The organism is Bradyrhizobium sp. CCBAU 65884 (genome assembly GCF_028128835.1).
In the GTDB taxonomy this organism is placed as follows: domain Bacteria; phylum Pseudomonadota; class Alphaproteobacteria; order Rhizobiales; family Xanthobacteraceae; genus Bradyrhizobium; species Bradyrhizobium ottawaense.
The window spans coordinates 430,235-456,687 of the sequence record NZ_LBJU01000134.1 but is presented as its reverse complement, the minus strand read 5'-3'; the positions used below and the strand labels follow the sequence as shown (position 1 = coordinate 456,687).

At 67.1% G+C, this 26,453-nt stretch carries 25 protein-coding genes and 3 riboswitches; of the genes, 19 read left to right on the top strand and 6 right to left on the bottom strand.

Translation table 11 applies throughout. The features are described 5' to 3' along the window. Positions 1-70: 70 nt before the first annotated feature. Both cbiB and cobD read left to right on the top strand, forming a co-directional pair. Complete coding sequence (gene cbiB / locus XI03_RS40065) at positions 71-1,012, top strand: adenosylcobinamide-phosphate synthase CbiB (protein WP_028142436.1); 942 nt, start codon at positions 71-73, stop codon at positions 1,010-1,012. An 11-nt stretch (positions 1,013-1,023) separates the two neighbouring features. Continuing rightward, a complete protein-coding gene (cobD, locus tag XI03_RS40060; protein ID WP_161966553.1) occupies positions 1,024-1,989 on the top strand; it encodes a threonine-phosphate decarboxylase CobD in 966 nt (321 codons plus the stop codon). Here the strand turns inward: cobD and XI03_RS40055 are convergent. Both XI03_RS40055 and cobO read right to left on the bottom strand, forming a co-directional pair. Further along, positions 1,978-3,426 carry a cobyric acid synthase gene (locus XI03_RS40055; RefSeq protein ID WP_271595213.1) on the bottom strand — a complete coding sequence of 483 codons (1,449 nt, stop codon included), beginning with the start codon at positions 3,424-3,426 and terminating at the stop codon, positions 1,978-1,980. The genes cobD and XI03_RS40055 overlap by 12 nt on opposite strands. 5 nt (positions 3,427-3,431) lie before the next feature. Then, positions 3,432-4,067 carry a cob(I)yrinic acid a,c-diamide adenosyltransferase gene (gene cobO / locus XI03_RS40050; RefSeq protein ID WP_028142439.1) on the bottom strand — a complete coding sequence of 212 codons (636 nt, stop codon included), beginning with the start codon at positions 4,065-4,067 and terminating at the stop codon, positions 3,432-3,434. Positions 4,068-4,107: 40 nt separating this feature from the next. Next, a riboswitch (cobalamin riboswitch) is annotated at positions 4,108-4,327 on the top strand. A 94-nt stretch (positions 4,328-4,421) separates the two neighbouring features. Here cobO and XI03_RS40045 point away from each other — a divergent pair. From XI03_RS40045 to cobJ, 7 genes are read left to right on the top strand one after another with little or no spacing between them, the layout of a single operon-like run. Further along, the gene (locus XI03_RS40045) at positions 4,422-4,796 is read left to right on the top strand and encodes a DUF1636 domain-containing protein (protein ID WP_271595212.1); all 375 of its coding nucleotides are present in this window, start codon (positions 4,422-4,424) and stop codon (positions 4,794-4,796) included. Continuing rightward, positions 4,793-5,827, top strand: a complete 1,035-nt coding sequence (gene cobW / locus XI03_RS40040) for a cobalamin biosynthesis protein CobW (RefSeq protein ID WP_097668709.1) — start codon at positions 4,793-4,795, stop codon at positions 5,825-5,827. Before XI03_RS40045 ends, cobW begins: the two co-directional genes overlap by 4 nt. Beyond that, on the top strand, positions 5,827-9,075 hold the full coding sequence (cobN, locus tag XI03_RS40035) for a cobaltochelatase subunit CobN (RefSeq protein ID WP_271595211.1): 3,249 nt from the start codon (positions 5,827-5,829) through the stop codon (positions 9,073-9,075). The genes cobW and cobN overlap by 1 nt, the downstream gene beginning before the upstream one ends. Next, entirely contained in the window at positions 9,072-10,235 is a 1,164-nt protein-coding gene (cobG, locus tag XI03_RS40030; protein ID WP_271595210.1) for a precorrin-3B synthase, read from the top strand. The genes cobN and cobG overlap by 4 nt, the downstream gene beginning before the upstream one ends. Next, complete coding sequence (locus XI03_RS40025) at positions 10,235-10,864, top strand: precorrin-8X methylmutase (RefSeq protein ID WP_271595209.1); 630 nt, start codon at positions 10,235-10,237, stop codon at positions 10,862-10,864. Before cobG ends, XI03_RS40025 begins: the two co-directional genes overlap by 1 nt. Before the next feature lie 2 nt (positions 10,865-10,866). Continuing rightward, positions 10,867-11,598 carry a precorrin-2 C(20)-methyltransferase gene (locus tag XI03_RS40020; protein ID WP_212429407.1) on the top strand — a complete coding sequence of 244 codons (732 nt, stop codon included), beginning with the start codon at positions 10,867-10,869 and terminating at the stop codon, positions 11,596-11,598. Then, complete coding sequence (gene cobJ / locus XI03_RS40015; protein WP_271595208.1) at positions 11,595-12,329, top strand: precorrin-3B C(17)-methyltransferase; 735 nt, start codon at positions 11,595-11,597, stop codon at positions 12,327-12,329. Before XI03_RS40020 ends, cobJ begins: the two co-directional genes overlap by 4 nt. Here cobJ and XI03_RS40010 read toward each other — a convergent pair. Then, positions 12,305-13,051 carry a cobalt-precorrin-6A reductase gene (locus tag XI03_RS40010; RefSeq protein WP_271595207.1) on the bottom strand — a complete coding sequence of 249 codons (747 nt, stop codon included), beginning with the start codon at positions 13,049-13,051 and terminating at the stop codon, positions 12,305-12,307. The two genes, cobJ and XI03_RS40010, sit on opposite strands and share 25 nt — an antisense overlap. Before the next feature lie 10 nt (positions 13,052-13,061). Here XI03_RS40010 and cbiT point away from each other — a divergent pair, with 10 nt between their 5' ends. The 8 genes from cbiT to cobT all read left to right on the top strand — a co-directional run bounded on the left by cbiT (position 13,062) and on the right by cobT (position 20,260). Then, positions 13,062-14,243: a precorrin-6Y C5,15-methyltransferase (decarboxylating) subunit CbiT gene (gene cbiT / locus XI03_RS40005; protein WP_271595240.1), complete on the top strand. Its 1,182-nt coding sequence runs from the start codon at positions 13,062-13,064 to the stop codon at positions 14,241-14,243. Next, complete coding sequence (locus XI03_RS40000; protein ID WP_152103213.1) at positions 14,240-14,608, top strand: cobalamin biosynthesis protein; 369 nt, start codon at positions 14,240-14,242, stop codon at positions 14,606-14,608. The genes cbiT and XI03_RS40000 overlap by 4 nt, the downstream gene beginning before the upstream one ends. Further along, the gene (gene cobM, locus XI03_RS39995; RefSeq protein WP_271595206.1) at positions 14,605-15,387 is read left to right on the top strand and encodes a precorrin-4 C(11)-methyltransferase; all 783 of its coding nucleotides are present in this window, start codon (positions 14,605-14,607) and stop codon (positions 15,385-15,387) included. The genes XI03_RS40000 and cobM overlap by 4 nt, the downstream gene beginning before the upstream one ends. After that, positions 15,387-16,697 carry a cobyrinate a,c-diamide synthase gene (locus XI03_RS39990; RefSeq protein ID WP_271595205.1) on the top strand — a complete coding sequence of 437 codons (1,311 nt, stop codon included), beginning with the start codon at positions 15,387-15,389 and terminating at the stop codon, positions 16,695-16,697. Before cobM ends, XI03_RS39990 begins: the two co-directional genes overlap by 1 nt. After that, complete coding sequence (gene cobA / locus XI03_RS39985) at positions 16,694-17,425, top strand: uroporphyrinogen-III C-methyltransferase (protein ID WP_271595204.1); 732 nt, start codon at positions 16,694-16,696, stop codon at positions 17,423-17,425. Before XI03_RS39990 ends, cobA begins: the two co-directional genes overlap by 4 nt. Before the next feature lie 45 nt (positions 17,426-17,470). Continuing rightward, a riboswitch (cobalamin riboswitch) is annotated at positions 17,471-17,689 on the top strand. A 37-nt stretch (positions 17,690-17,726) separates the two neighbouring features. Next, on the top strand, positions 17,727-18,404 hold the full coding sequence (locus tag XI03_RS39980; RefSeq protein WP_271595203.1) for an energy-coupling factor ABC transporter permease: 678 nt from the start codon (positions 17,727-17,729) through the stop codon (positions 18,402-18,404). Between the two features lie 46 nt (positions 18,405-18,450). Next, the gene (gene cobF, locus XI03_RS39975; protein WP_271595202.1) at positions 18,451-19,197 is read left to right on the top strand and encodes a precorrin-6A synthase (deacetylating); all 747 of its coding nucleotides are present in this window, start codon (positions 18,451-18,453) and stop codon (positions 19,195-19,197) included. 10 nt (positions 19,198-19,207) lie between these two features. Continuing rightward, the gene (gene cobT / locus XI03_RS39970) at positions 19,208-20,260 is read left to right on the top strand and encodes a nicotinate-nucleotide--dimethylbenzimidazole phosphoribosyltransferase (RefSeq protein WP_271595201.1); all 1,053 of its coding nucleotides are present in this window, start codon (positions 19,208-19,210) and stop codon (positions 20,258-20,260) included. Here the strand turns inward: cobT and XI03_RS39965 are convergent. Further along, a complete protein-coding gene (locus tag XI03_RS39965) occupies positions 20,253-20,825 on the bottom strand; it encodes a histidine phosphatase family protein (protein WP_271595200.1) in 573 nt (190 codons plus the stop codon). The two genes, cobT and XI03_RS39965, sit on opposite strands and share 8 nt — an antisense overlap. A gap of 72 nt (positions 20,826-20,897) precedes the next feature. After that, positions 20,898-21,099: riboswitch (cobalamin riboswitch) on the top strand. A 116-nt stretch (positions 21,100-21,215) separates the two neighbouring features. Here XI03_RS39965 and XI03_RS39960 point away from each other — a divergent pair. Both XI03_RS39960 and XI03_RS39955 read left to right on the top strand, forming a co-directional pair. Next, the gene (locus tag XI03_RS39960; RefSeq protein ID WP_271595199.1) at positions 21,216-23,564 is read left to right on the top strand and encodes a TonB-dependent receptor; all 2,349 of its coding nucleotides are present in this window, start codon (positions 21,216-21,218) and stop codon (positions 23,562-23,564) included. A 12-nt stretch (positions 23,565-23,576) separates the two neighbouring features. Next, positions 23,577-24,998 (top strand): PepSY domain-containing protein, encoded by a 1,422-nt coding sequence (locus tag XI03_RS39955; RefSeq protein ID WP_271595198.1) that lies wholly within the window; start codon positions 23,577-23,579, stop codon positions 24,996-24,998. 49 nt (positions 24,999-25,047) lie between these two features. Here XI03_RS39955 and XI03_RS39950 read toward each other — a convergent pair whose 3' ends face one another. Together XI03_RS39950 and XI03_RS39945 are read right to left on the bottom strand one after the other, a co-directional pair. Next, positions 25,048-25,716, bottom strand: a complete 669-nt coding sequence (locus tag XI03_RS39950) for a siderophore-interacting protein (RefSeq protein WP_271595197.1) — start codon at positions 25,714-25,716, stop codon at positions 25,048-25,050. A 122-nt stretch (positions 25,717-25,838) separates the two neighbouring features. Further along, positions 25,839-26,450, bottom strand: a complete 612-nt coding sequence (locus XI03_RS39945; RefSeq protein WP_271595196.1) for an O-methyltransferase — start codon at positions 26,448-26,450, stop codon at positions 25,839-25,841. Between the last annotated feature and the right edge of the window lie 3 nt (positions 26,451-26,453).

Below are 26,453 nucleotides of genomic sequence, written 5' to 3'. Positions count from 1 at the left end.
CGAAATCAGCCGGGCGGGGGCTTGCACTCTGCCTTCGCTTTGCGCAACAGGGGCGGGACAGGAGGCGTGTGTGGGCTTTGCGGGCGCGATGGTGGTGGCGATGGCGGTGGATGCCCTCCTGGGCTGGCCGTCTTGGCTGTTCGCGCGGATCGGTCATCCCGTGACCTGGCTGGGTCGGCTGATCGGTGCAATTGATCGCGGCTGGAATCGCGGGTCAGATCCGCCGGCGCTCCGCCGCGCTGCTGGTGTCGCCGGATCGCTCCTGGTGATCGCATTTTCCGTTGCGATCGGCTGCGCGCTTCAGGCCTTGCTTTCCTCGAGCTGGATCCAAATCGTGCTGGTCGGTATCCTGGCCTGGCCGCTGGTTGCGCTGCGCTCGCTGCATGATCACGTGGCCGCCGTCGCAAATCCATTGCTGGCTGGCGATATCGCCGCCGCGCGCGACGCGGTTTCGCGGATCGTCGGCCGCGATCCCGCAGCGCTCGATGAAGCCGGCATCGCGCGCGCGGCGATCGAGAGCCTTGCGGAAAATGCCTCCGACGGCATCGTGGCGCCGGTGTTCTGGGGCGCGTTGTTCGGCCTGCCGGGCATCCTCGGCTACAAGGCGATCAACACGCTGGACTCCATGATCGGCCATCGCAACGAGCGGCACGAGGCCTTCGGCTGGGCGGCGGCCCGCATCGACGATGTCGCCAATTTCATTCCGGCGCGGCTGACTGGATTCGTGTTCGTGCTGCTAGCGCCGCGGCGATCGGAGGCGTTGTCGTGCATGACGCGCGACGCACGCCGTCACCGCTCGCCCAATGCCGGCTGGCCGGAGGCGGCCATGGCGGGGGCGCTTGGCGTCCGGCTCAGCGGCCCCCGCATCTATCACGGCAGCGCGACCGACGAGCCTTGGCTCAACGAGGGCGCGCGCGATCCGCGCGCCGCTGATATCGCCGAGGCACTGACGGTCTACCGCCGCGCCATGGTGCTGCTCGCTGGCACCCTTGCGATCCTGGCTTTCGCATGAAAGAACGGGACATGCGCGAGCACGGTGGAAATCTGGATCTGGCACAGCAGCGTTTCGGCGGACGCGCGGAAGACTGGATCGATCTGTCGACAGGGATCAACCGGCTGCCTTATCCCGTCGGCGAGATCGATGCGCACTATTGGAATGCGCTGCCCTCGCAATCCGACATCAACGCCCTGCATCAGGCGGCGCAGCATGCCTATCGCACCAGCGCACCGATCGTTGCGATGGGCGGCGCGCAGGCTGCCATTCAATTGCTGCCGCGGCTGTTACGAACCGGCCGCGCCCGCATCCTCGGACCGACGTACAATGAATACGCAGGGGTTCTGTCGGCCGCAGGCTGGGATGTCCAGGAGGTCAGGGAACTCGACGCGCTGGCGGGCGCGGATCTTGCGGTGATCGTCAATCCCAACAACCCCGGCGGACAGCATCGTGCACCAAAGGATCTGCTCGCACTGCTGCCGCGCGTCGGCCGCCTCGTCATCGACGAGAGCTTCGTCGACGCCGTTTCGCAGCTGTCGCTTGCATCGGAAGCCGATCGACCGGGACTGCTGATCCTGCGCTCGTTCGGAAAGTTCTATGGCCTTGCCGGCCTGCGGCTCGGCTTCGCGATCGGCAATGCCGCCGACATTGGCAAGCTTGCGTCGATGTCGGGTCCATGGCCGGTTTCGGGAGCGGCGATCGCGATCGGCTGTCGCGCGCTGCGCGACGACGCCTGGGCTGAGACCACGTCAGCGCGACTTGCCCGGGACTGTGTTCGCCTCGATGCCATAGCGCAAGCGCAAGGCTGGATGCTACTTGGGGGGACGCCGCTGTTCCGTCTCTACGAGACACCCGACGCGCTCGCCGCGCAAGACAGACTGGCACAAAGCCAGATCTGGTCGCGCGTCTTCGCGCAAAAGCCGACATGGCTTCGGCTCGGGCTTCCCGGCAGCGAAGCCGAATGGATGCGCCTTGCCGAGGTGCTAGCGCGCTAGCGCAAGCAGACCTTCGACGTCGAGATGCTTTTCGATGTGGTCGGCGAGCGCATCGAGCGCACTCTCGACCCGGGCGTGGTAGGGCTCGTTGCCAGCGGGAATGTCGAGCTTTGCGAGGTACGCCTTGCGGAAATCATCCGACGTGAACAGGCCGTGCAGGTAGCTGCCCTGCACGCGGCCATCGCGCGAGATCGCGCCTTCGGTCTCGCCGTTCAGTGTCGCAAACGGGCGCGCACGATCGGGCCCATCGGTACGGCCGATGTGGATTTCGTACGCCTCGATCGGCTGATCCGTGGCGGCATGCACAGCCGTAACCCGCGTCAGCGTCTTCTGCGGACTCATCACCGTGTCCACATCCAGCAGCCCGAGCCCCGCCGTGTCGCCTGCGGGACCTTCAATCCCCTCTGGGTCCGCAACGCTGCGCCCGAGCATCTGATAGCCGCCGCAGAGGCCGAGCACATGGCCACCCCTGCGGTGATGCGCGAGCAGATCGATGTCCCAGCCTTGCGCGCGCAGGAAGGCGAGATCGCCGCGGGTCGACTTCGAGCCGGGAATGATGACGAGACGAACATCGCCGGGGATGGCTTCGCCGGGGCGTACCATCACGAGATCGACGCCCGGCTCGAGCTTGAGTGGATCGAGATCGTCGAAATTGGCGATCCGCGACAGCGCCAGGCAGGCGATCTTGCACTGGCCCGGCTTGCGCGCGTCACTGAGGCCCAGCGCATCCTCGGCCGGCAGCTCGCCAGCGCGGGCGAACCAGGGCAGCACGCCGAAGCCGCGCCATGCCGTTCTTTGTTCGATCAGCCTGTAGCCGTCGTCGAACAGGGTGGGATCGCCGCGGAACTTGTTGATGACAAAACCCCGGATTATCGCGGCATCGTCGGGGTCGATCACCGTCTTGATGCCGACGAGCTGGGCGATGACGCCGCCGCGGTCGATGTCGCCGATCAGCACGACCGGCACGTCGGCCTTGCGCGCAAAACCCATATTGGCGATGTCGGCCTTACGCAAATTCACCTCGGCCGGACTGCCGGCGCCTTCCACCAGCACTAGATCGGCGCGTGCCTTCAGCCGCTCAAAGCTCTCCAGCACCGCGCCCATCAGCGAGGGCTTCATCGCGGCGTAGTCACGCGCGCGCGCAGTCGCGATGCGCTTTCCGTGGACGATCACCTGCGCGCCGACATCGGTCTCGGGCTTGAGCAGCACGGGGTTCATGTCGGTGTGCGGTTCGACGCCTGCTGCCAGCGCCTGCAGCGCCTGGGCGCGGCCGATCTCGCCGCCATCGATGGTGACGGCGGCGTTGTTCGACATGTTCTGCGGCTTGAACGGCAGCACGCGCAGGCCGCGCCGCGTGAAGGCACGCGCAAGGCCTGCGACGATGAGCGACTTGCCCACGTCCGAGCCGGCCCCCTGGATCATCAATGCGCGCGCCATCGAACTCAGAACTCGACGCCGGCCTGCGCCTTGATGCCGGAGCGGAAGGGATGCTTGACCAGCGTCATCTCGGTGACGAGATCGGCGATCTCGATCAGCTCGTCCTTGGCGTTGCGCCCGGTGAGGACGACATGCGTCATCGGCGGCTTCGAGGTGGTCAGAAACTCGACGACCTCGGCGATGTCGAGATAGTCGTAGCGCAGCGCGATGTTGATCTCGTCGAGCACGACCATGCGCAAGCTCTCATCGAGGATCAGCTCCTTGGCCTTCTCCCAGCCGGCGCGCGCGGCGGCGATGTCGCGGGCGCGGTCCTGCGTCTCCCAGGTAAAACCTTCGCCCATGGCGTGGAACTGGCAGAGGTCGCCGAAATGGCCGGTGAGCAGGCGTCGCTCGCCGGTATCCCAGGCGCCCTTGATGAACTGCACGACCGCACAGGGGAAGCCATGGGCGACGCAGCGGACGATCATGCCGAAGGCCGAGGAGGACTTGCCCTTGCCGGCGCCGGTGTGGACGATGATGAGGCCCTTTTCGCCGCTCTTGGTCGCCATGATCTTGTCGCGGGCGGCCTTCTTCTTCGCCATTTTCGTGGCGTGGCGGGCGTCGGTTTCCTCGGCCGTTTTTGTATCCGGTTCAGGCGTCATCGGTCCCGGTCCTTCGGCTTGACAAGTGGCGGCCACCGGCAAATGGTGGCCCGGCGTTGGTTCCTGTCCTATGACAGGCGAAGAGGGAATGCGATAGGGTCCGAATCGGCAAGATTTGGGTCCAAAATGCAGCCGCCCCCGCGACCGTGACCGGAGAGATGCCCGAAGCCACTGATTCCCGCGGGAATCGGGAAGGCGGGGATCGAAGGGGAAAACCCTGCTCCGCAAGCCGGGAGACCTGCCAGCGCGGACGAGTTTTGGACCGGCGGACGGGGTGTTCCGCGACGGGGAAACGGGCCTTCTGAAGAATGGTCCGTGTGCCTCATCGCCTCCCGCTGTTATCTGGAAGAGGCGATGACCGTCACACTTCACGTCTGCATCACCTGCCGTGCCGGCGAGACGCCTGGCGAGGGCGAGGCGACGCCCGGCAAGCGCCTGCATGGGGCGATCCTCGACGCCGGCGTGCCCGAGGGCGTCAATGTGGTTCCCGTCGAATGCCTGTCGGCCTGCAATCAGGGCTGCTCGGTCGCGCTCAGCGCGCCCGGCCGCTGGTCGTATGTCTATGGCCGCCTGTCGGATGCGAATGCGCAGGATGTGATCGCGGGGGCGGCGGCCTATGCGGCGGCGCCGGATGGTCTCGTGCCCTGGCGCAGCCGGCCGGAAATATTCCGCAAGCAATCGCTTGCCCGCATTCCCCCCATTGCCGTCGTGCCGGAGGCCGCCGAATGAACTCGCTCGCAAAAGTCCCTGTGACGGTGGTCACCGGTTTTCTCGGCTCCGGCAAGACGACGCTGATCCAGCATCTGCTCAGCAATGCCGGCGGCAAGAAGCTCGCGGTGCTCGTCAACGAATTCGGCAGCGAGGGCGTCGACGGCGAGATATTGAAATCCTGCGCCGACGCCAATTGCCCGGAGGAGAATATCGTCGAGCTCGCCAATGGCTGCATCTGCTGCACGGTCGCGGACGATTTCATTCCGACCATGGAGAAACTGCTGGCGCGGCCCGTGCGCCCCGATCACATCCTGATCGAGACCTCGGGCCTGGCGCTGCCCAAGCCCCTGCTGAAGGCATTCGACTGGCCGGAGATCCGCTCGCGCATCACCGTCGACGGCGTGATCGCGCTCGCGGATGCCGAGGCTGTCGCCGCCGGCCGCTTTGCACCGGATCCTGATGCCGTCGAAGCGCAGCGGGCGGCAGACCAAAATCTCGATCACGAGACGCCGCTGTCGGAGGTGTTCGAGGATCAGATCGCCTGCGCCGATATCGTGCTGCTGACCAAGGCCGATCTTGCGGGCGCGGCGGGGCTTGAAGCGGCCAAGGCGGCGATTATTGCCGAGATGCCGCGCCGCGTGCCGATGCTCCCCGTGACCGACGGCGCGATCGATGCGCGCGTCATCCTCGGTCTCGGCGCCGCCGCCGAGAACGATCTCGCTGCGCGCCCCTCGCATCATGACGGCGAGGAGGAGCACGAGCACGATGACTTCGCCTCCGTCGTGGTCGACCTTCCTGAAGTCGCCGACGTCGATGCGCTGGTCGCATCCGTCCAGAAGCTGGCACGCGAGCAGAACGTGCTGCGGGCCAAGGGTTACATCGCGGTCGCGGGCAAGCCGATGCGGCTGCTGCTGCAGGCCGTCGGCGAGCGCGTGCGCCACCAGTTCGACAAGCCGTGGGGCGCCGGTCACAGGCGGTCGAAGCTCGTCGTGATCGGCGAGCACGGCGATATCGACGAGGCCGCCATCAAGGCAGGACTAGGTATCTGATGCACGTCGTCTTCCGCGAGAGCCGCGGTCTGGAGGAGACTGCGACGCCAAGGGATATCGGCCAGGACCCGGCCGATCTCGTGGTGCTCTCGTATTCGGATTCGGATCTCGCGGCGTTCGCAGCCGGCTGGCGGCGTGGTCGCGAGAACCTGCCGACGCTGCGGCTCGCGAACCTTGCTGAGCTGCGTCATCCGCTGTCGGTCGACACCTATATCGAGCGCACGCTGTCGAAGGCGCGCGGCATTCTGGTGCGGCTGATCGGCGGGGAGTCCTACTGGCCATATGGGCTTGCGGCCCTGCAACAGCTCGCGAAGGACCGTGGCATTGTGCTGGCCGTGCTGCCGGCCGATGGCCGTGACGACACGCGGCTCGATGCATACTCGACCTTGCCGGTCTCGACGCTGCGCCGGCTCAAGGTGCTCTGCGACACCGGCGGCCCGGTCGCGGCGCAGGCCGCGATTGCACAGCTCGCGCTGGCCTCGGGCCTCTATGCCGGGCCAGTTATCGGCGAGACGACCGTGCCCGAGATGGGGTTCTACGATCCCGCGCGTGGTGTCATTGCTGCGCCGGTGGGCGGCGAGGGCAGGCCGCGCGCGCTGGTGACGTTCTATCGCTCCTATCTCACCGCTGCCGACACCGGCCCGGTCGATGCCCTGATCGCGACGTTGCGTCAGAAGGGATTTGACACTTGTGGCGCGTTCGTCACGTCGCTGAAGGCTGCGGGCGTTGCGGATTGGCTGCGCGCGCATCTTGCGCAAAATCCTCCGGCGGCGATCGTCAATGCGACGGCGTTCTCGGCCATGGGCGACGACGGCACGACACCATTTGACGCCGCATCCTGTCCGGTGTTTCAGGTCGCGCTCTCCACCGCGCGGCGCGAGGACTGGGTGGAGTCGCTGCGCGGCCTGTCGCCCGGCGATCTTGCGATGCATGTGGTGCTGCCCGAGGTCGATGGCCGCCTGTTCGCGGGCGTGGTGAGCTTCAAATCGGCGGGGATGCGTGACCCCGATCTGCAATTCTCGCATCTGGCGCACCGGCCCGACGAGGAGCGCGTGACGGCCGTCGCCGCGCGCGTCGCGGCTTGGCGGGGCCTCGCGGAGAAGCCAGCGGCCGAGAAGCGCATTGCGATCGTGCTCTCGAATTATCCGGGCCGGCCGCATCAGATCGCGCATGCGGTCGGTCTCGATGCGCTGGCTTCGGTCGAGGCGCTGGTGTCGGATCTCGCGGAGGCCGGCTTCGATGTTGCGCCGGTCCACACCCTTGGCGAGACGCTGCTCAAGCGGCAACTGACCTGGGACGTTGCCGATTACCGCGCGGCGCTTTCGCGCCTGCCGCAAGTCTTGCAGGATGATCTCGCGCAAGCCTGGGGCGTGCCGGAGGATGATCCGAGCTGCCAGGACGGCGCGTTTCAATTCGCGGCCGTCGCTTGCGGCAAGTCGATCATCGCGGTTCAGCCGGAACGCGGCGATGCGACCACGCGCGATATCGATTATCACGATCTCGCCCGCACGCCGCGCCACGCCTATGTCGCGTTCTATCTCTGGCTCCGGCAGCAGGCCTGCGATGCCGTCGTGCATATGGGCGCACATGGCACGCTGGAATGGCTACCCGGAAAATCCGTGGCGCTGTCATCGCACTGCTGGCCGGAAGCCCTGATCGGCGATCTCCCGATCATCTATCCCTTCATCGTCAACGATCCCGGCGAGGCCGCGCAGGCGAAACGGCGCATTGGCGCCGTCACCATCGGCCATTTGCCGCCGCCGCTGGAAACATCCTCGGTGCCGGAGGCCCTGCGCCGGCTCGAACGACTTCTCGACGAATATTCGACCGCTGATGGTCTCGATCCCGCGCGCCGCCAACGGCTGATTGCCGCGATCCGCGACGAGGCGCGCGTGGCAGGCCTCGAAGACGATCTCGGTTTGGATGCCTCGGCCGCGCCCGCCGAAGCCATTCCGCGGATTGATCGCTTCGTCTGCGATCTCAAGGAAAGCCAATTCGGGGACGGCCTGCACGTATTCGGCCGCGGCGCCTGCGGTGAGGCGGAGCGCGGAGCGCTGCGCGCCGCGCTTGCCGGCCAGCGCGTTGCGCCGGGACCGTCGGGCTCGCCCTATCGCGGCCGTCAGGACGTGCTGCCGACCGGGCGCAATCTCTTTGCGGTCGATCCGCGCGCCGTGCCGACGCCGTCGGCACATGCGCAGGGGATAAAACTCGCCGAAGAGCTGCTGCGCCGCCATCTGCAGGATCACGGCGACTGGCCGAAGGGGCTCGTCGTCGATCTCTGGGGTTCGGCAACGATGCGCACCGCGGGCGAAGAGTTCGCGATGGCGCTGCATCTGGCCGGCCTTGCGCCGCGCTGGGATCACGCCTCCGGCCGCGTCACCGGCTACGACATCGTCGCGCCGGCCGAGCTCGGCCGTCCCCGCATCGACGTCACGCTGCGCGTGTCCGGCCTGTTCCGCGACGTCTTCTCAGGCCTTGCGCAATTGTTCGAGGCCGCCTCCGAAGCGCTTGCGGCGCGCGAGGACGAGGGCGATGAGAATCCGTACCGCCACCGCGCCTCCCGCGTGTTCGCGCCGCGTCCCGGACAATACGGCGTGGGCCTATCCGCGATCCCCGATGCCTTCACGCCGGAGACCCGCGAGGCAGCCGGTGAAGCCTGGCTGGCGGCATCGTCCTGGGCGTTCTCGGCCGACGGCGAGATGCAGCCGAATCGCGCCGGCATCGAACAGCGCCTCGCTGCGGCCGATGGCTTTGTCCATGTCCAGGACTTGCCGGAGACAGATCTGCTGCTCGCGGCCGACTATGCCGCGCATGAAGCCGGCGTTGCGGCCGCGGCCGCGCATCTCGGCGCGGCAGGGCCAGCGCTCTATCATCTCGACACGACGCGTCCCGAGCAGCCGCATGCGCGCACCCTGACCGAGGAAATCGCGCGTGTCGTCCGTGCGCGTGCCGCGAATCCGGCCTGGATCGCCGGCATGATGCGTCACGGCTTTCGCGGCGCCGCCGAAATCACCGCGACGCTGGAGCACATGGCCGCTTTCGCGCATCTCGCCGGCGCCGTGCCGCCGCATCTGTTCGATCTCTACTACGATGCAACGCTCGGCAATGATGACGTCCGCGCTTTCATGGCGCGTGAGAATCCGTCCGCGCTCGCCGCGATGGAAACCTGTTTTGTGCGCCTGCACGATGCGGCGCTTTGGCAAACGCGCCGCAATTCGATCGCCGCGGCGCTGCGGGAGGCCTCATGAGCGCGGCCACGGTCAAGGGCTGGTGTCCCGGCGCGCTGCGCCCGATGCTCTCGGGCGACGGGCTCGTGGTGCGCGTGCGTCCGTTCGGTGGACGGCTGGAAGCACCGCAAATTTCCGGACTTGCCGAGCTCGCCGGGCAACACGGCAATGGTCTGATCGACGTGACGAGCCGCGCCAATCTGCAGATCAGGGGCGTCAGTGAAGTTGGCCATCGGCCGTTGATCGACGGCCTTGCACGATTGGCGCTGCTCGATCCCGATCCGGCTACGGAAGCCCGTCGCAACATCCTCGTTACGCCGTTCTGGCGCGCTGGCGACGCGACTCAATCGCTCGCCGCCGAGCTGGAAGAAGCGCTCGAGGATAATGCGCTCGCGCTTCCAACGAAGTTCGGCTTCGCCATCGATGACGGGACCTCGCGCGTGCTCGCCGGCGATTCCGCCGACATTCGCATCGAGCGCGATCGCACAGGCCGTCTCGTGGTGCGGGCCGATGGCGCAAAGCTCGGCCGCTCCGTCGCACGCGGGGAGGCCGTGAGCACGGCGCTCGCGCTCGCAAGCTGGTTCCTGGTCTCCGGCGGCGCGACGGGCGGGCGAGGGCGCATGGCGGCCCACATCGCGTCCGGCGCGGCATTGCCTCAATCGCTGCGCGGCGAGATCGAGCCCGCGCCCGTGATGGCCGCCTCGCGTCCCGGGCACTATCCGCAAGGCGCGATGGTCGGCGTCGCGTTCGGGCAGATGCTGCACACGACGCTGCATCAGTTCGCCGGTTGTGGACATGCGCTGCGCATGACGCCCTGGCGGATGGTGCTGAGCGAAGGCAAGCGCGAGATGCCGAGCGCGCCGGGCCTGATCACCGAGCCCTTTGATCCCGCGCTGCGCGTCATCGCCTGCAGCGGCGCGCCGCGCTGCCGCGAAGCCCATGCCGATACGCGTGCGCTCGCAGCAGCGCTCGCCCCGCGCATTGCCGCCGATACGCGGCTCCACGTCTCCGGCTGCGGCAAGGGCTGTGCCCATTCCGGCGCGGCCGCGGTCACGCTGGTGGCGACCCGCGCCGGCTTCGATCTCGTCCGTGACGGCTCGATCCGCGACGAGCCGGTGCTGCGCGGCCTGAACGGCGCGGACATCGTCAGCGATCCCTCCATTCTGGTGGGAGGGAACTGATGCCGCACACTTACGAGACTGACGGCGCGGCGATCTACCGGCAGTCCTTTGCGACCATCCGCGCCGAGGCCGATCTTGCCCGCTTCACGCCGGACGAAGAACAAATCGTGGTGCGGATGATCCATGCCGCCGGCATGGTCGGCCTGGAGGCGCATATCCGCTTCACGCAGGGCATGGCGACCGCTGCGCGCGCCGCCCTGCAACGAGGCGCGCCGATCCTGTGCGATGCGCGCATGGTCTCTGAAGGGATTACGCGCGCGAGGTTGCCGGCAGCCAATGCCGTCATCTGCACGCTCGGCGACGAGGCCGTTCCAGCGCTGGCGCAATCCATGCGCAACACGCGTTCGGCCGCGGCGCTGGAGCTGTGGCGGCCGCATCTCGATGGTGCGATCGTTGCGATCGGCAATGCGCCGACCGCGCTGTTTCATCTGCTCAACATGCTGGAGAACCGCGATTGCCCACGGCCGGCCGCAATCATCGGCTGCCCGGTCGGCTTCGTCGGTGCAGCCGAATCCAAGGCGGCGCTGATGGCCGATCCGCCAGTGCCGGCGTTGACCGTCGAGGGCCGCCTCGGCGGCTCCGCTATCACGGTTGCCGCCGTGAACGCCTTGGCGAGCCGGAGCGAATAGCGATGGGGCGCATCATCTGCTGCGGTCTCGGCCCTGGCGATCCTGATCTGATGAGCGTGCGCGCCAATCGCACCGTGCGCGCCGCAAGCCACGTCGCCTACTTCCGCAAGAAGGGCCGGCCGGGTCAGGCGCGGCGCATCGTCGAGGGCATGCTGGCGGCCGATGTCACCGAATATCCCATGGAATATCCGGTCACCACCGAGATCGCCTTCGACAGCGCCGAGTACGTGCAGCTGCTGGCGGGCTTCTACGACGAGTGGGCGGAGCGTCTGGCGCGGCTTTCGCGCGCGGTGGACGTCGTCGTGCTCTGCGAGGGCGACCCTTATTTCTACGGCTCCTTCATGCATCTGCACACGCGCCTGCAAGGCCGCGTCGAGATCGAGGTGATCGCGGGCATTCCCGGCATGGTCGGTTGCTGGAACGGCGTCGGGCAGCCGATCGCGCTCGGCGATGACGTGACGACCGTGCTGATGGGAACGCTGGCCGAGGACGAGCTCGAGCGGCGCATGCGCGATTCCGATGCGGTTGTCGTCATGAAGACCGGGCGCAATCTCGCAAAGGTGCGCCGTGCGCTCAGCTCCGCCGGCCGGCTCGACGATGCCTGGCTGGTCGAGCGCGGCACCATGGCGGGCGAGCGCGTGGTGCGGCTCGCCGACATTGACGGCGCGGACTGTCCCTATTTCGCGATCGTGCTGGTGCACGGCAAGGGCCGGCAACTGGACGCCGCAGAATGACGGGCACGTTGACCATCGCGGGCCTGGGGCCGGGCAGCGATGCGCTGGTAACGCCCGAGGTCACGGCCGCGCTGGCCGCCGCAACCGACATTCTGGGTTACGCACCCTATGTCACGCGCGTGCCGCCGCGTGCCGGGCTTAAGCTGCATCCCTCGGATAACCGCGAGGAGCTGCAGCGCGCGAGCGAAGCGCTGCGGCTTGCGTCCGAAGGCGGGCAGGTCGTTGTCGTGTCCTCGGGCGATCCCGGCGTCTTCGCGATGGCCTCTGCCGTGTTCGAGGCGCTTGAACAGGCGCCGCAATGGCGGGATCTTTCGATTCGCGTGCTGCCTGGCATCACGGCGATGCTGGCAGCTGCCGCGCGCGCGGGCGCGCCGCTCGGCCATGATTTCTGCGCCATCAATCTCTCCGACAATCTCAAGCCGTGGGCAGCCATCGAGAAGCGCCTGCGGCTTGCCGCCGAAGCTGATTTTTCGATTGCGATGTACAATCCGCGCTCCGCAAGTCGGCCCGAAGGATTTGGCCGCGCGCTCGCGGTGCTGAAGGACGCCGGTTGCGGCGAGCGCCTCGTGATTTTTGCGCGCGCGGTCAGCACAGCTGACGAGAGGATCGAAACTGTCACGCTGCACGAAGCCCGGCCCGAGATGGCCGATATGCGCACGCTGGTGATCGTCGGCAATTCGCAGACGCGCCGCGTCGGCCGCTGGGTCTATGCGCCGAGGCGGGTAGAATGACCGAGCCACTGCATCACGTCAGTGACGCTTTCGACCCGCGGACGCTCGGGCAGTTTTGGTCGCGAGATCATGACCACGGGAAGGCCGATCACGCGCGCTGCGTCGATCTTGGCGCGCGCGCCGTCGCCGCCGGAGTTTCGGGCGACGATCCAGGTGATGCCGCGCGCGCGCATCATCTTCAGTTCGGCGTCGAGCGTGAAAGGTCCGCGCGACACGATTACGTCGGCTGCGAAGGGCAGGGGCGCCTCGGGCGGATCGACGAAGCGCAGCGTGTAGGCGTGCTGAGGTTTGCTCGCGAATGGCGCGATGTGCTGGCGGCCAATGGCGAGAAAGACGCGCGCGGGCGTCTCGGGCAGCTCTGCGACGGCCGCGTTGACGTCGTCGACCTCGATCCAGTTGTCGCCTTGCGTCCTGGCCCAAGGCGCGCGCTCCAGCGCAACCAGCGGCGTATCGGTTTCCGCGCACGCCTCGACCGCATTGCGGCTCATCTCCGCGGCGAAAGGATGCGTCGCGTCGATCACGTGCGTGATGCCTTCGCGGCGGATGTAATCGGCCAGTCCGCTCACGCCGCCGAAGCCGCCGATGCGGGTCGGCAGCGGCTGATCGGCAGGCGCGCGGGTGCGGCCGCCATAGGAATAGATGGCCTCGATGTCTGCGCGCGCGATCGCCGCCGCGAGCTGGCTCGCATCGGCAGTTCCGCCCAGAATGAGGGCGCGCGTCATGGCTGATTCCTTGGCTGATCCCTGGCTGACCATCATCGGTATCGGCGAAGATGGCCTTGCCGGGCTATCCGAGGCAAGCCGAAAGGCGCTCAACGAGGCCGAAACTGTCTTTGGTGGTGCACGGCATCTCGCGCTTGCCGGCGTCGGCAGCCGCGGCCGTCCGTGGCCGGTGCCGTTCGACGCCGACGTCGTTCTGAGCAGCCGCGGCCGGCCGACAGTGGTGCTCGCTTCCGGCGATCCGTTCTGGCATGGCGCAGGTGCTGGTCTCGCCGAGAAGCTGCAGACCGGCGAGTGGACCGCGCATTCCGCTCCGTCGACCTTCTCGCTTGCGGCCGCACGGCTGGGCTGGCGGCTCGAATCCGCCGTCTGCCTCGGGCTTCACGCCGCACCGTTCGAACGTCTCGTTCCGCATCTGGCGCGAGGGGCGCGCATCATCTGCCTCGTGCGCGATGGGAAAGCGGCAAGCGATCTCGCAAAATGGTTGAGCGAGCGTGGATGGGGAGCCTCGGCCTTCTGGACGCTCGCCGCACTCGGTGGTCCGCGCGATAGCATCCAAGAACATCGCGCCGACGGTTTCGCCGGTGATCCCGCTGGAAACCTGATCACCGTCGCCGTTGAGGCGAAGGGCACGCATGGTATGCCCCACGCCTCGGGGCGTCCTGACGATCTGTTCGTCCATGACGGCCAGATCACCAAGCGGCCGGTGCGTGCGCTCGCGCTTTCGGCGCTGGCGCCGCGTCCGGGCGAACGGCTGTGGGATATCGGCGCCGGTTCGGGGTCGATCTCGGTCGAGTGGGCGCTGTGCGGCGGGACGGCGACCGCAATCGAGCCGCGCGAGGATCGCGTCGCAAACATCCGCAGCAATGCAGCGGCGTTTGGACTTTCGCACCGGATAACCGTCGTCACGGGGAGGGCGCCTGAAGCTGTTGCTGCACTCGAAGCACCGGATGCGGTCTTCATCGGCGGCGGCCTCGACATCGCGATGTTCGATGCGATCTGGTCGCGGCTTGCACCGGGCACACGGCTGGTTGCACATTCGGTCACATTGGAGACGGAAGCGTTGCTCGGCGATCTGCACCAGCGCCACGGTGGCGAGCTGATGCGGGTCGACATCGCTTATGCTGGCCCGCTCGGCCGTTACCGGTCCTGGGAGGCGGCACGGCCGGTGGTGCAGTGGAGTACGGTCCGATGAAGGTGGCCGGGTTTGGGTTCAGGAGAGATGTCACTCTCGCTTCGCTGCGCGAAGCGCTGCTGGCTGCGGGTGATCCCGAAGGCCTCACTGCGATGGCAACTGTCAGCGACAAGGCCGACGCGGAGCCGTTGAAGCAGCTCGCGCTTGAGTGCGGCTTGCCGATCAAGGCTGTTCCGGCCGACATGTTGGCCAGGATAGCCACGCCGACCCAGTCCAAACTCGTGATGGAGAAGTTCGGCATCGGATCGGTTGCCGAAGCCGCAGCTCTCGCTGCGGCGGGGCCGCGTGCACGGCTGATCTCGACACGCGTTGTCTCGCAGGATCGCACCGCGACCGCCGCGATCGCGGAAGGAGACGGCGCATGACGGTGCATTTCATCGGGGCAGGGCCGGGCGCGCCCGATTTGCTGACGTTGCGCGGCCGCGACCTGATCGCGGCCTGTCCGGTCTGCCTCTATGCGGGCTCACTGGTCCCCGAAGGCGTGCTGGCGCATTGCCCGCCCGGCGCGCGCATCGTCAATACCGCGCCGCTATCGCTCGACGAGATCATCGCGGAGATCGCCGCCGCGCATGCCGAAGGCAAGGACATCGCTCGCCTGCATTCCGGCGATCTCTCGATCTGGTCGGCGATGGGCGAGCAGCTCCGCCGCCTGCGCGCACTCGGTATCCCTTTCACCGTGACGCCTGGCGTGCCGTCCTTCTCCGCCGCCGCCGCCGCTCTGGAGGCTGAGCTGACGCTGCCCGGTCTCGCCCAGACGGTGGTGCTGACGCGCACGCCCGGCCGCGCCAGTGCGATGCCCGAGCGCGAGAAGCTCGCCGCATTCGCCACGACCGGTGCGGTGCTTGCGATCCATCTGTCGATCCATCTGCTCGACAAGGTCGTCGCCGAGCTCGCGCCGCATTATGACGCGGATTGCCCGGTCGCCATCGTCTGGCGCGCGAGCTGGCCGGACCAGCGCATCGTCCGCGCCACGCTTGCTACGCTCGATGCTGCCGTCGGCACCGAGATGGAACGCACCGCGATCATTCTGGTCGGCAGAACGCTTGGCGCTGCGGATTTCGACGAGAGCCGCCTCTATGCCGCCGACTACGATCGTCGCTATCGGCCTGTCGGTGCCGAGCCACGCTTTCCGGAGGCCTCGTGATGGCGGCAGGCTTCGTCATCTCCGCGCCGGCTTCCGGCGTCGGCAAGACCACGCTGACGCTGGCGCTCGCGCGCGCCTGGCGCAATCGCGGATTGAACGTGCAGTGCTTCAAGAGCGGTCCCGATTACATCGATCCCGCCTTCCACGCCGCCGCCACGGGCCGCGCTTCCGTCAACGTCGACAGCTGGGCGATGGATCGCGTGGCGATCTCGCATCTCGTCAGCCGCGGTGCGGATGCCGATGTCGTGCTCGCCGAGGGCTCGATGGGCCTGTTCGACGGCGTCGCCGCGCGCGGTGTCTCCGGCACCGGTGCCACCGCCGACATTGCGGAGATGCTGGGCTGGCCAGTGCTGTTGGTGATTGATCCCTCCGGCCAGGCGCAGACCGCGGCGGCGATCGCCGCAGGCCTTCGCGATTATCGCCCCGGCGTGCGGCTTGCCGGCGTCGTGCTCAACCGCGTCGCCAGCCCGCGCCATGAAGACCTCGTGCGGCGTGCGCTCCACGATTCCGGCATCGCCGTGTTCGGCGCGCTGCCGCGTCATGCCGAGATCAGCCTGCCGAAGCGGCATCTCGGCCTGGTGCAGGCCGAAGAGCAGGGCGAGATCGGCAAGCTGATCGACGAGGCCGCGCGCTTCGTCGCCGAGCATGTCGATCTCGATGCGGTGCTGCGATCGGCCGCCAGCTGGTCGCCGCAACCTGCCGCGAAGGGGCTGAACGTGACGCCACCGGGCCAGCGCATCGCGCTCGCCCGCGATACGGCGTTCTCCTTCGTCTATCCGCATATGCTGGAGGCCTGGCGCGCGGCGGGCGCGGAGATCTCGACATTCTCGCCGCTCTCCGATGAAGCGCCTGACGCGAGCGCCGATGTGTGCTGGCTGCCCGGCGGTTATCCCGAGCTGCATGCCGGCAAGATCGCGGCCAATGCGCGTTTTCGCAGCGGCCTGCGCGCCTTTGCCGAAACGCGGCCGGTGCACGGCGAATGCGGTGGCTATATGGTGCTGGGAACCGCTCTGACTGACGCGGACGGTGTCCGCCACGAGATGACGGGACTGCTTGGCCTCGAGACGAGCTTTGCCAAGCGCCGCATGCATCTCGGTTATCGTCTGGCCGCACTCGCCGCGCCGATGCCGGGACATCGCTCCGGCGCACGCCTGCGCGGCCACGAATTCCACTATTCGACCATTCTTGCCCAGCCTGATACACCGCTGGCCGTCGTGCATGACGCGACCGGCGCGGTCATCGCCGAAACCGGCTCGCAGCGCGGCCACGCCACCGGCACCTTCTTTCATCTGATCGCGGAGGACCGGTGAGCGGATTCGTCTCCTTCATCTCCGCCGGGCCCGGCGACCCCGAGCTTCTCACGCTCAAGGGCGCCGCGCGGCTGCGCGCAGCCGACGTCGTGCTCTATGACGATCTTGCCTCCGGCGCGATCCTCGATCTCGCCCGGCCAGGCGCCAATCTCGTCGCGGTGGGGAAACGGGCAGGGCGTCCCTCGACCAAGCAGCACCACGTCAACCGCCTGTTGGTCGACTATGCCGCAACAGGCGCGCGCGTGGTGCGGCTCAAGTCGGGCGACGCCGGCATTTTCGGCCGGCTCGAGGAGGAGCTAGAGACGCTGCGTGAGGCCGGCATCGGCTACGAGATCGTTCCCGGCGTCACCTCGGCCTGCGTTGCCGCGGCGCAAGCCGGCATCCCCCTGACCCGGCGCCATACATCGCGCCGGGTGCAATTCGTCACCGGTGCCGATGTCACCGGCGAGTTGCCGCCCAACCTGAACTGGGCGGCGCTGGCCGACCCTGAAGCGACGACCGTGGTCTATATGGGCCGGCGCACCTTTCCGGCGCTTGCCGCAAAGTTGATCGCGCACGGGCTCGCTGCGGATTCCCCCGCGCTGTTCGCCGAATCCCTCGGACGCCCCGACGAACGGCTGGTCCGCACCACCATCGCCGAGCTTGCCGAGCAGCTTGCGCGCGGCGGGGCCGCCTCGACGGCCGCCGTGATCCTGTTTGGGGCGCTGGCGGGGGATTATCCCACATGACGGCCTTGGCCGCCGTTCGCCCCTTGACGCAGGCTCAGCGAAAGGGGCACACAAGAGAGGCATGGTGCTCGACGCGGCGCAAAGCGCCGGAGCATAATCGGGAATGGGGGTGGGCGGACCCAGTTGCGGCGCCCAAAACCCCAGCCGCCCCCGCGACTGTAAGCGGTGAGGGACTCCGATCAGCCACTGGGCCGCAAGGTCCGGGAAGGCCGGAAATCCCGGGGAACCGCGAGCCAGGAGACCGGCCCTGCACGTTTTGAGGCCAAGGCCGTCGGGTGTGACGGCAGGAAGGAACTGAGCCATGCATATCGAACCCGGGGTCGTGACGGGCGCCAAGCTCGTGTTGAGTTACGCAACCGGCATCTCCGCAGGCGGCGTTGCGCTGAAGCTCGCGGTCGAGACCGTGCGTGAGCAGGGCATCACGTCGTTCGCGGCGCGGACGCTGGCCACCACAGTCCTCGTCTTCACTTTCTTCGAGATCCTGCCGCACTTCCCGGTCGGCGTCTCCGAGGTGCACTTCATTCTCGGCTCGACACTGTTCCTGCTGTTCGGCGCGGCGCCGGCGGCGTTCGGCCTTGCCTTCGGTCTGCTGCTCCAGGGCGTGTTCTTCGAGCCGGCCGACATCCCGCAATACGGCATGAACGTCACCACGCTGCTGGTGCCGCTGTTCGCGATCCAGGCGATCGCCACACGGATCATCTCGCGCAACACCGCCTATGTCGATTTGAAGTATCGGCAGGCGTTGGCGCTCTCGACGACCTACCAGGCCGGCGTGATCGCCTGGGTGGCGTTCTGGGCGCTCTATGGCTCGGGCTTTGCGATGAGCAACCTCGCCAACATCGCGACGTTCGCGGCGTCCTATGCGCTCGTCATCGTGATCGAGCCGCTCGCCGATCTCGCGGTGCTGGCACTGGCGAAGTCGCTGCGCGGCGTCACCGCGCCCGGCCTCGTCACCCCGCGCCTGCACAACGCGGCCTGAGAGACAAGCGAACGGGCGGCCAGCAGGGCCGCCCGTCGCGTTCGCGATGCTCACGCTCTCCCTGATAGGCATCGGTTGCGGCGATCCCGACCAGCTCACGCGCGCGGCTGTTCATGCGATCAATGCCGCCGATCTCGTCCTGATCCCGCGCAAGGGGACGGCGAAGTCCGATCTCGCCGATCTCAGGCGGATGATCTGTGCGGACGTGCTCACCAGCGACAAGACAATCATTGCCGAATTCGATCTTCCCGTGCGCGACGCTGGTGAAGCTGACTATCGCAAGGGCGTGGATGATTGGCACGATGCGGTTGCCGCGACCTGGTCGAAAGCGATCGCAAACCATCTCGAAGGCGAAGGCAAGGTTGCGCTGCTGATCTGGGGCGATCCCTCGCTCTATGACTCCTCGCTGCGCATTGCACGACGGCTCAATCCGTTGCCGACGATCGAGGTCGTGCCCGGCATTACCTCGATCCAGGCGCTTTGCGCGGCCCATGCGCTGCCGCTCAACGATATCGGCGAGCCCTTTCTGGTCACGACGGGGCGGCGCTTGCGCGAAGGCAGCTGGCCGCAGGGTGTCGATACCGTGGTGGTGATGCTCGACGGCGGCACGGCGTTTCAATCGCTCGATCCGGGCTTGCAGATCTGGTGGGGCGCCTATCTCGGCATGCCCGACCAGATCGTCATGTCCGGCGTGCTCGCGGAGGTTGGCCCGCGCATCGTCGCGGCGCGGCAGGAAGCGCGCGAGCGGCACGGCTGGATCATGGACAGCTACATTCTCAAGCGCGCACGTTAAGCGAGGCAGCATGCTCCCCGAATGGGTCACCCAGAACTGCCCCGATGTCTCCGCGGCCCATCGCGAGGCGGCGATCGCTCGGCAGGCGCAACTGACAAAACCGACCGGCGCGCTCGGCCGGCTCGAGCAGCTCGCAATCGAGCTTGCGGGCCTGCAGGCGACCGAACAGCCGCGTGCGGCACGGGTGCCGATCATCATCTTCGCCGGCGACCACGGCATCGTCGCGCAGGGCGTATCGGCCTATCCGCAAGCCGTGACTATCGCGATGATGGCGAATTTCGCCGCCGGCGGCGCCGCGATCTCGGTGCTGGCGCGCGAGCTTGGCTCGAGCCTGGAGGTGGTCGACGCCGGCACGCTGGCGCAGGACGAGATGGCAGGAATCGTCACCGACAAGCCGCGCCACGGCACGCGCGATTTCAGCGTCGAAGCCGCTCTCGCACCCGCCGAGCTGGGGTTTGCCTTCGAGGCCGGCCAGCACGCGGTTGCGCGCGCGGCGGCCCATCATCCTGATCTCCTGATCTTCGGCGAGATGGGGATCGGCAACACCACGACCTCGGCGGCAATCGCGGCGGGCCTGCTCGGCATCAGCGCCGAAGAGATTGCGGGGAGCGGCACCGGGATCGATGCGGCGGGGCGCGCGCACAAGGCCCGTGTGATTGATGCTGCGATCGCGCGTCACGGCGTTGGCGGCGCTTCGCCGGAAAAAATCCTATGCGCCGTTGGCGGCCTGGAGATCGCGGCGATCTCAGGTGCGATCATCGCGGCCGCGCAGCGCCGCATCCCTGTATTGATCGATGGCTTCATCGTATCGGTGGCGGCGCTGGCGGCGGCACGTCTCAATCCGTCGTGCCAGCCGTTCCTGCTGCCGTCGCATCAATCGGCGGAGCAAGGGCATCGGCTGGTGCTGCGCGCGCTGAACGTGCAGCCGTTGATCAGCCTCGATCTCCGGCTCGGCGAGGGATCGGGCGCCGCCATCGCGCTGCCGCTGGTGCGCCTCGCCTGCAGCCTCCACAATGGCATGGCGACGTTTGCGCAGGCCAATGTGCCGGATCGTCCTAGCTGATCCGCTGATTGACGGAGACGACGCGCCAGCCGCTCAGGAGGCGATCGATCCGGGTCAGCGACAGCGGATCGACCACGAAGCGCAAGGCCGCCTGCGGCGTCAGGTCCAGCGCGATGCAGAGTGCGGCGCGGATGGTGCCGGAATGCACGACGAGCGTGGCCGATCCGGCTGCGATCCGCGACAGGCCCTGCCGGACACGCGCGACCTGATCCGCAAAGCTCTCGCCGCCCGGCGGTCGTCCGCCAGCTGGATCGCTCCAGAACTGCGCATAGGCCTCACCGCGGGTCGCCTCGAGTTCGTCATGGCGATGGCCGGTCCAGTCACCAAAATCCTGCTCGCGGAATTCACTGACGGGCTCCGGTTCGAGGCCCAGCGCGCGCGCCGTCTCGACCGTACGCCGCGACGGGCTGGCATAGCCGGCGGCATCCGGTGGCAGGTGCCGTCGCACAGCGTCCAGTTGCGCGCGATCGCTGAGATCGGCCGGCGCGTCGGACGCGTGGATCGTACCTGTGACGCCCGCGACGGGCGCGTGCCGTATCAACCAGAGGAAGGTCTCGCCTTCCATGCTCATCTCCAAGGAAGTTGGTCGTTGTGGCCATAACGCCGCAACTGGCACATTGACTCTGTTGTGATGGTAATCCTAGATGCTCGCGACGGTTTCCCCGAGAGGGGATGAAAAGGGAATACGGTGCGGGGACATTGTCCCCAACGCCGTGGCTGCCCCCGCAACTGTGAGCGGATAATCCTTCGTCAGAAGCCACTGGGTCCTCGGTCCCGGGAAGGCGACGAAGTGGTGATGACCCGCGAGCCAGGAGACCTGCCGTCAGCCGTGGTCACACGCGAAGATGTCGGTCGGGGAGTACAGACATTCGGCTTCATCGGACGGCTGAAGGGCCAAAAGGTGAGACCTCGTTCGCTGTGACGTGCCACTGACGTCATACCGAGGCCCGAAACCGTGTCTTCCATCCGTATCGTACGACCGCGAAAATTCCTGCTCGCCTCCGCGGCACTCACATCCTTTGCCGCTCTCGATCCGCCCGCTGCGCTGGCGCAGCAGGCCCGAGAGCCCCTGCCGCCGGTCGAGGTGTCGCCGGCCCAATCCCGCAAGCAGGCCAAGCCTGCCGGCCGGGAGGCGCAGAGCACGCGCCGCGCAGCAGCGCGCAGGCCGGCGACCGCAGCAGCGATGCCGAAGCCTGCCGTGCCGACTGCGGCACCCCCGACGCCGCTCAACAGCAATGCCGTGGCCGAAAGCGCCTCGCGGCTCGGCCTGACGGTGCGCGAGACGCCCGCGACCGTCGAGGTGATCTCCGCGGAGACCATGCGCGAGCAGGGTTATCGCACCGTGTCCGACGTGGCGCAGGGGGCGGTCGGCGTCACCTCCGGCGATAATCCGGCCGAGCCTTCCGCCTTCTCGATGCGCGGTTTCACCAACAGCCAGATCAACACGCTCTACAACGGCATCAAGATCGGTCCGCAGAACATGACCTCGCGGATCATGGACACCGCCAATCTGGAAGCCGTGGAATTCCTGAAGGGCCCGGCATCGCTGATCTCGGGCGAGGGCGCCGCCGGCGGGGCGATCAATTTTGTGACCAAGCAGCCGCACACGGGAGCGATCCGGAACGAAGCTGATTTCTCCTGGGATTCGCTCAGCTCGTTCCGCGCGCATTACGGCTCGGGCGGCAGCACCAATGTGCAGGGCCTCGACTACCGCTTCGACATCAGCCGTTCGGCGCTCAACGGCTTTGCTGACGACACCAATACTAAGATGCTCGATGTGTCGGGCCAGCTCAACTATCGCATCTCGGACAGTCTCAAGATCTGGGGCGCGATCGAGTATCGCGAGGATCGCTCGAAAGCCTATTGGGGCGCGCCGCTGGTGCCGATCGCTTTCAGTGGATCGCACGCGACGACGGGGATCGTCTCCGGCAACTACTTCAACAGGACTGATCTTGGGGCTGTCACGATCGACGACCGCACCTTCAATACCAACTACAACGTCCTCGACAACCGCAACGTCGCGCAGGAGGTGTGGCTGCGCGGCGGTTTCGAGCTGAAGCTGGCGCCGGACCTGACGCTGAAGAGCCAGGCCTATGGTTACGGCGCCGAGCGCAGCTGGTTCAACAACGAGGTCGAAGCGTTCGATTCCACCAACAACCAGGTGTATCGCGAGCGCTTCTATGTCGCGCACAGCCAGCGCCTCGTCGGCAACATCACCGATTTGATCTGGGACACGAATATCGCAGGCTTCGACAACCGGCTGGTCACGACGCTGTCGTCGAGCTATCTCGATTTCGTCAGGCCGGGCGCGGCAAACTTCCCGAACGATTATGTCTCGCTGGTCGATCCCAACCGCGGCTTCTACGGTCTGCTCACGACCAAGCAGCAGACCGCGCGTATCGACAACGAGGCGCTGTCGTTCGAGGACCGGCTGAAGCTGACGCGGACCTTCGCGCTGATCGGCGGCCTGCGCGTCGAGCACATCGGGCTCGATCGCAACTCGACGGATGCCGCCGGCCTGGTGAACGCGGGCTTCCCGTTCACGAAAGACTGGGCGCCGGTGACGGGCCGCATCGGTTACACTTGGGAGGCCGTGCCCGGCCTGACTTTCTTCAGCCAGTACGCGACCGGCGCCGACGTCTCCGCGAACACCAGCTTCCTGTTGTCGCCGACCCAGCCGCTCGACCTGACGACCTCGCGTACCTACGAGACCGGCGTCAAGCACCTGTTCTGGGACAACAGGGCGGAGTGGTCTTTCTCGGCCTACGACATCGTGCGCAAGAACGTCTATGCCGCGGCCGGCGGCATGGCGCTCAACATCGCCGGGCGACAGGAGTCGAAGGGCGTCGAGCTCGCCGCTTCGGTCCGTCCGATCGATCCACTGCGTCTGTGGGGCAACATCGCCTATGTCGACGCCCGCTATGCCGACTACAATTTCGTCGGCGGCTCGTTCTCCGGCAATACGCCGCCGAACGTGCCGCGCATCGTGGCGAATGCGGGTGCATCCTGGCGCTTCTTCACGCCCTGGCCGGTGGAGCTCGGCATCACCGGCCGCCATGTCGGCGACCGCTACAACACCGATGCCAATGTCGTGACGATGAAGGCGTATACCGTCGCCGACGTCTACGCCTTCGTCGATATCCCCAAGACGGTGTTCAATGCGGTCGACCAGGCCCGCCTGACCTTCCGCGTGCGCAACATCACTGATAAGCGCTATGCGATCTGGGGCGATCCGTTCTATCCCGACCAGATCCTCCTCGGTGCGCCGCGCACCTATGAGCTCTCGGCCGCGTTCAAATGGTAGGGCGCTGAACGGATGATGAGCGCGATCGTCGTTACGCATCGCTGGCTCGGGATCGCGTTCTGCCTGCTGTTCGCGATGTGGTTTGCGACGGGGATCGTGATGCACTTCGTTCCGTTTCCGTCGCTGACGGAAGCGGAACGGTTTGCCGGCCTTGCGCCGGTGGATCGTGGAGCGGCGAGGATCCCGGTTGTGGAGGCGGTCGCTGCGAGCGGGGTCGCGGGCGCCGTGCGCGTCCGGCTGATCCAGCGGAGCGATGCAGCGGTCTACATCGTGTCGGGATCATCGCGCGTGCGCGCGGTCCGCGCCTCCGACGGAGGGGATGCGTCGGTCGCGATTGCCGATACCGCGCTTGCCATCGCGCGGGAGCACGGGCGCAATCGCGGGCCCGATGCCGCGCGGGCCGCGGTCGTTGCGCTCTCGGACCATGATCAGTGGAGCGTGCCGAACGGCTTCGATCGCCACCGGCCGCTGTTTCGTGTGGCGTTCGGCGATGCCGCCGGAACGGAAGTCTATGTCTCGTCGTCCACCGGCGAGATCGTCCTGGACACGAGGCGGCGCGAGCGGGGCTGGAATTGGGCCGGCAGTGTGCTGCACTGGATTTACCCGACGGTCCTGAGAAGCAATTGGTCGCTGTGGGATCGCGTCGTCTGGACGCTGTCCTTGCTGGCCTTGATCGCGGCGATGCTTGGTGCGGTGCTCGGGATCGCGCGGGTGCAGCTGCGAGGGCGCCGGATGTCCTCGCCCTATCGTGGCTGGCACGCGTTGCACCACGTCATTGGCCTCACGGCAACAATGTTCGTGCTGACATGGAGCCTCAGCGGCTGGCTCTCCATGGATCACGGCCGGCTGTTCTCGCGCGGACAATTGACCGCGGCCGAATCCGGCGTGATGAACGCGTTGCCTGATTGGACGGCTGCCCCATGGCTCGATCGGCAGCCGATATCGCCCTCGGCCCGGGAGATCGAATGGTTTGCCTTCAACGGCACTGTCTACCGGCGCGACCGGGTGGGCCTCGACCGTCAGGTCTTGATCAAGGCAGGGGACGCGCCCCGCGACGGACCAACGGAATTTCTGGACGTGCATGAGATCCAGAATCTGGTGGCGCGCCTCGCCGCCGGCTGCGGCGCGCCGTCCGTTCTTGCTGGCAACGACGACTACCCCGCGCAATCGGCTATTCCCGGTGCGCCCGTCTACCGCTTGCGCTGCGGCGACCTCTGGTTCGATATCGACGGTGCCGATGGCAGTGTGCTGCAAAGGCTGGATGCCTCGCGGCGGGCCTACCGCTGGTTCTACAGCGCGCTCCACACGCTCGATTTTCCGGTCCTGCTGGCGCATCCGCGTCTGCGCGATGCCCTTATCGTTGGACTGTGTGCGTTGGGACTGGCGTTCTCCGTCACCGGGATCGCGATTGGCTGGCGGCGTCTGCGGTCCTGACCGAGACCGCGTGTCTTGACCAACGGCCGGCGGTTCTATCGGCTCCTCTCTAGTCCAGGCCGGTCTTGCCCGGAGCCCAATAGGCTTTTGCCCTGATCCGCGATGATGCGACGCCGGCGGCCTTCAAGGCGCGGCCGACGCGCTGGATCGAGGATGCCTTACCGGTCAGGACGAACTGTGCGCCGTTTGCGGCAAGGCGGAGCAACTCGGATTCGGCGGTTGCAAGATGGGTGTCATCGGCGCTGCGTGCCATTAGCCTGGCGTGGCCGAGGCCGATGGAGTCCAGCACAAGTCTCGACTCCGCGATATCAGCGGCTTCGAACAGATGGAGCGCGCCGCCAGCCTGCAGGCTGTCGCGCAACGCCGCCGCAAGGCCGAACGAGGTTTCATCGCCGAACAGAACGATGGGCGCTTGGAGGTCGGCAAGGTCGAGCGAGCGGCGTGGACCAAAGAACTGGCAACTGTCACCTTCGCGCAAACTGCTAGCCCAGCGGCTGCCGGGGCCTTCGCCATGTGCAAAGGCCAGCAGCCGCGTTCTGCCGTTGCCGGCGTCCCACGACATCGGCGTATAGGTGCGCGCGCTCAGGCCCGAGCCCATCGCGACCTGGATCTTGTCGCCGGCCGCCCAGGCGACGTTTCTGAGCGCTTCGCCTTCGAGCTCGACGAGCCGGAAGTGCGGCGAGAGCGTCTTGATGCCGGCAACGCGCGCAGGGCGCATCAGCCATCGCAGCAACATCCGCGTGACCCGTCCCTGCGGTGCCCGCGATGGCTCGGACGTTTGTGGCTCGTGAGCAGGCTCGTTCAAGTTTGGCTCCATCGCAGGGTTCACCGCCATGCCGATCATCTGGTCTTGATCGTGAATTCGTTGCCGCGTCCCGGCTCGAACGGCAGCGACAGTGAGAGGTAACCGTTCTCGGGATCGCGCACGTAGTCGATATAGCCCGAGGCTTCCTCGAGCGCGTTCTCGCCGACGATGAGCGCGCCGCGCTTCAAGTGCGGCTCCAGCAGCCTGAGAATGGGAAGATAGAGAGTGAAAGCGCCATCGAGCATCACCATGTCGATCTCGTCGCCAAGGCCGGAGCTGAGCGTTTCGCGCGCATCGCCGTGCCTGAACTCGACGAGGTCGGCGAGCCCCGCGGCGGCAAGATTCGCCCGCGCCCGCTCGATCTTGCCGGGTTCGAGATCGGTCCCGATCAGGCGGCCGCCACCGATGTCGCGCAAGCCCGCCGCCATGTAAATCGCGGAAATCCCCATCGAGGAGCCGAACTCGACGATGCGCTGTGCCTTGGAGGCGCGGACGCACATGTAGAGGAAGCGTCCGAACCGCGGAGAGACGCTCAGGAAATTGTCCGCAAGTCCGCGATAGACTTCGTTCAGATCGCGGCTCTCGGCCGCGATGGCCTTGCTGATGATCTCATCCCGGCTCTTCGCTTCGTTCGCGAAGGTTTGCACAGT

Coding starts and splice junctions, on each gene's coding strand:
- cobD (WP_161966553.1), top strand. CDS start 1,024: ATGCGCGAGCACGGTGGAAATCTGGATCTGGCACAGCAGCGTTTCGGC.
- XI03_RS40055 (WP_271595213.1), bottom strand. CDS start 3,426: ATGGCGCGCGCATTGATGATCCAGGGGGCCGGCTCGGACGTGGGCAAG.
- cobO (WP_028142439.1), bottom strand. CDS start 4,067: ATGACGCCTGAACCGGATACAAAAACGGCCGAGGAAACCGACGCCCGC.
- XI03_RS40045 (WP_271595212.1), top strand. CDS start 4,422: ATGACCGTCACACTTCACGTCTGCATCACCTGCCGTGCCGGCGAGACG.
- cobW (WP_097668709.1), top strand. CDS start 4,793: ATGAACTCGCTCGCAAAAGTCCCTGTGACGGTGGTCACCGGTTTTCTC.
- cobN (WP_271595211.1), top strand. CDS start 5,827: ATGCACGTCGTCTTCCGCGAGAGCCGCGGTCTGGAGGAGACTGCGACG.
- cobG (WP_271595210.1), top strand. CDS start 9,072: ATGAGCGCGGCCACGGTCAAGGGCTGGTGTCCCGGCGCGCTGCGCCCG.
- XI03_RS40025 (WP_271595209.1), top strand. CDS start 10,235: ATGCCGCACACTTACGAGACTGACGGCGCGGCGATCTACCGGCAGTCC.
- XI03_RS40020 (WP_212429407.1), top strand. CDS start 10,867: ATGGGGCGCATCATCTGCTGCGGTCTCGGCCCTGGCGATCCTGATCTG.
- cobJ (WP_271595208.1), top strand. CDS start 11,595: ATGACGGGCACGTTGACCATCGCGGGCCTGGGGCCGGGCAGCGATGCG.
- XI03_RS40010 (WP_271595207.1), bottom strand. CDS start 13,051: ATGACGCGCGCCCTCATTCTGGGCGGAACTGCCGATGCGAGCCAGCTC.
- XI03_RS40000 (WP_152103213.1), top strand. CDS start 14,240: ATGAAGGTGGCCGGGTTTGGGTTCAGGAGAGATGTCACTCTCGCTTCG.
- cobM (WP_271595206.1), top strand. CDS start 14,605: ATGACGGTGCATTTCATCGGGGCAGGGCCGGGCGCGCCCGATTTGCTG.
- XI03_RS39990 (WP_271595205.1), top strand. CDS start 15,387: ATGGCGGCAGGCTTCGTCATCTCCGCGCCGGCTTCCGGCGTCGGCAAG.
- XI03_RS39980 (WP_271595203.1), top strand. CDS start 17,727: ATGCATATCGAACCCGGGGTCGTGACGGGCGCCAAGCTCGTGTTGAGT.
- cobF (WP_271595202.1), top strand. CDS start 18,451: ATGCTCACGCTCTCCCTGATAGGCATCGGTTGCGGCGATCCCGACCAG.
- cobT (WP_271595201.1), top strand. CDS start 19,208: ATGCTCCCCGAATGGGTCACCCAGAACTGCCCCGATGTCTCCGCGGCC.
- XI03_RS39965 (WP_271595200.1), bottom strand. CDS start 20,825: ATGGAAGGCGAGACCTTCCTCTGGTTGATACGGCACGCGCCCGTCGCG.
- XI03_RS39955 (WP_271595198.1), top strand. CDS start 23,577: ATGATGAGCGCGATCGTCGTTACGCATCGCTGGCTCGGGATCGCGTTC.
- XI03_RS39950 (WP_271595197.1), bottom strand. CDS start 25,716: ATGCGCCCTGCGCGCGTTGCCGGCATCAAGACGCTCTCGCCGCACTTC.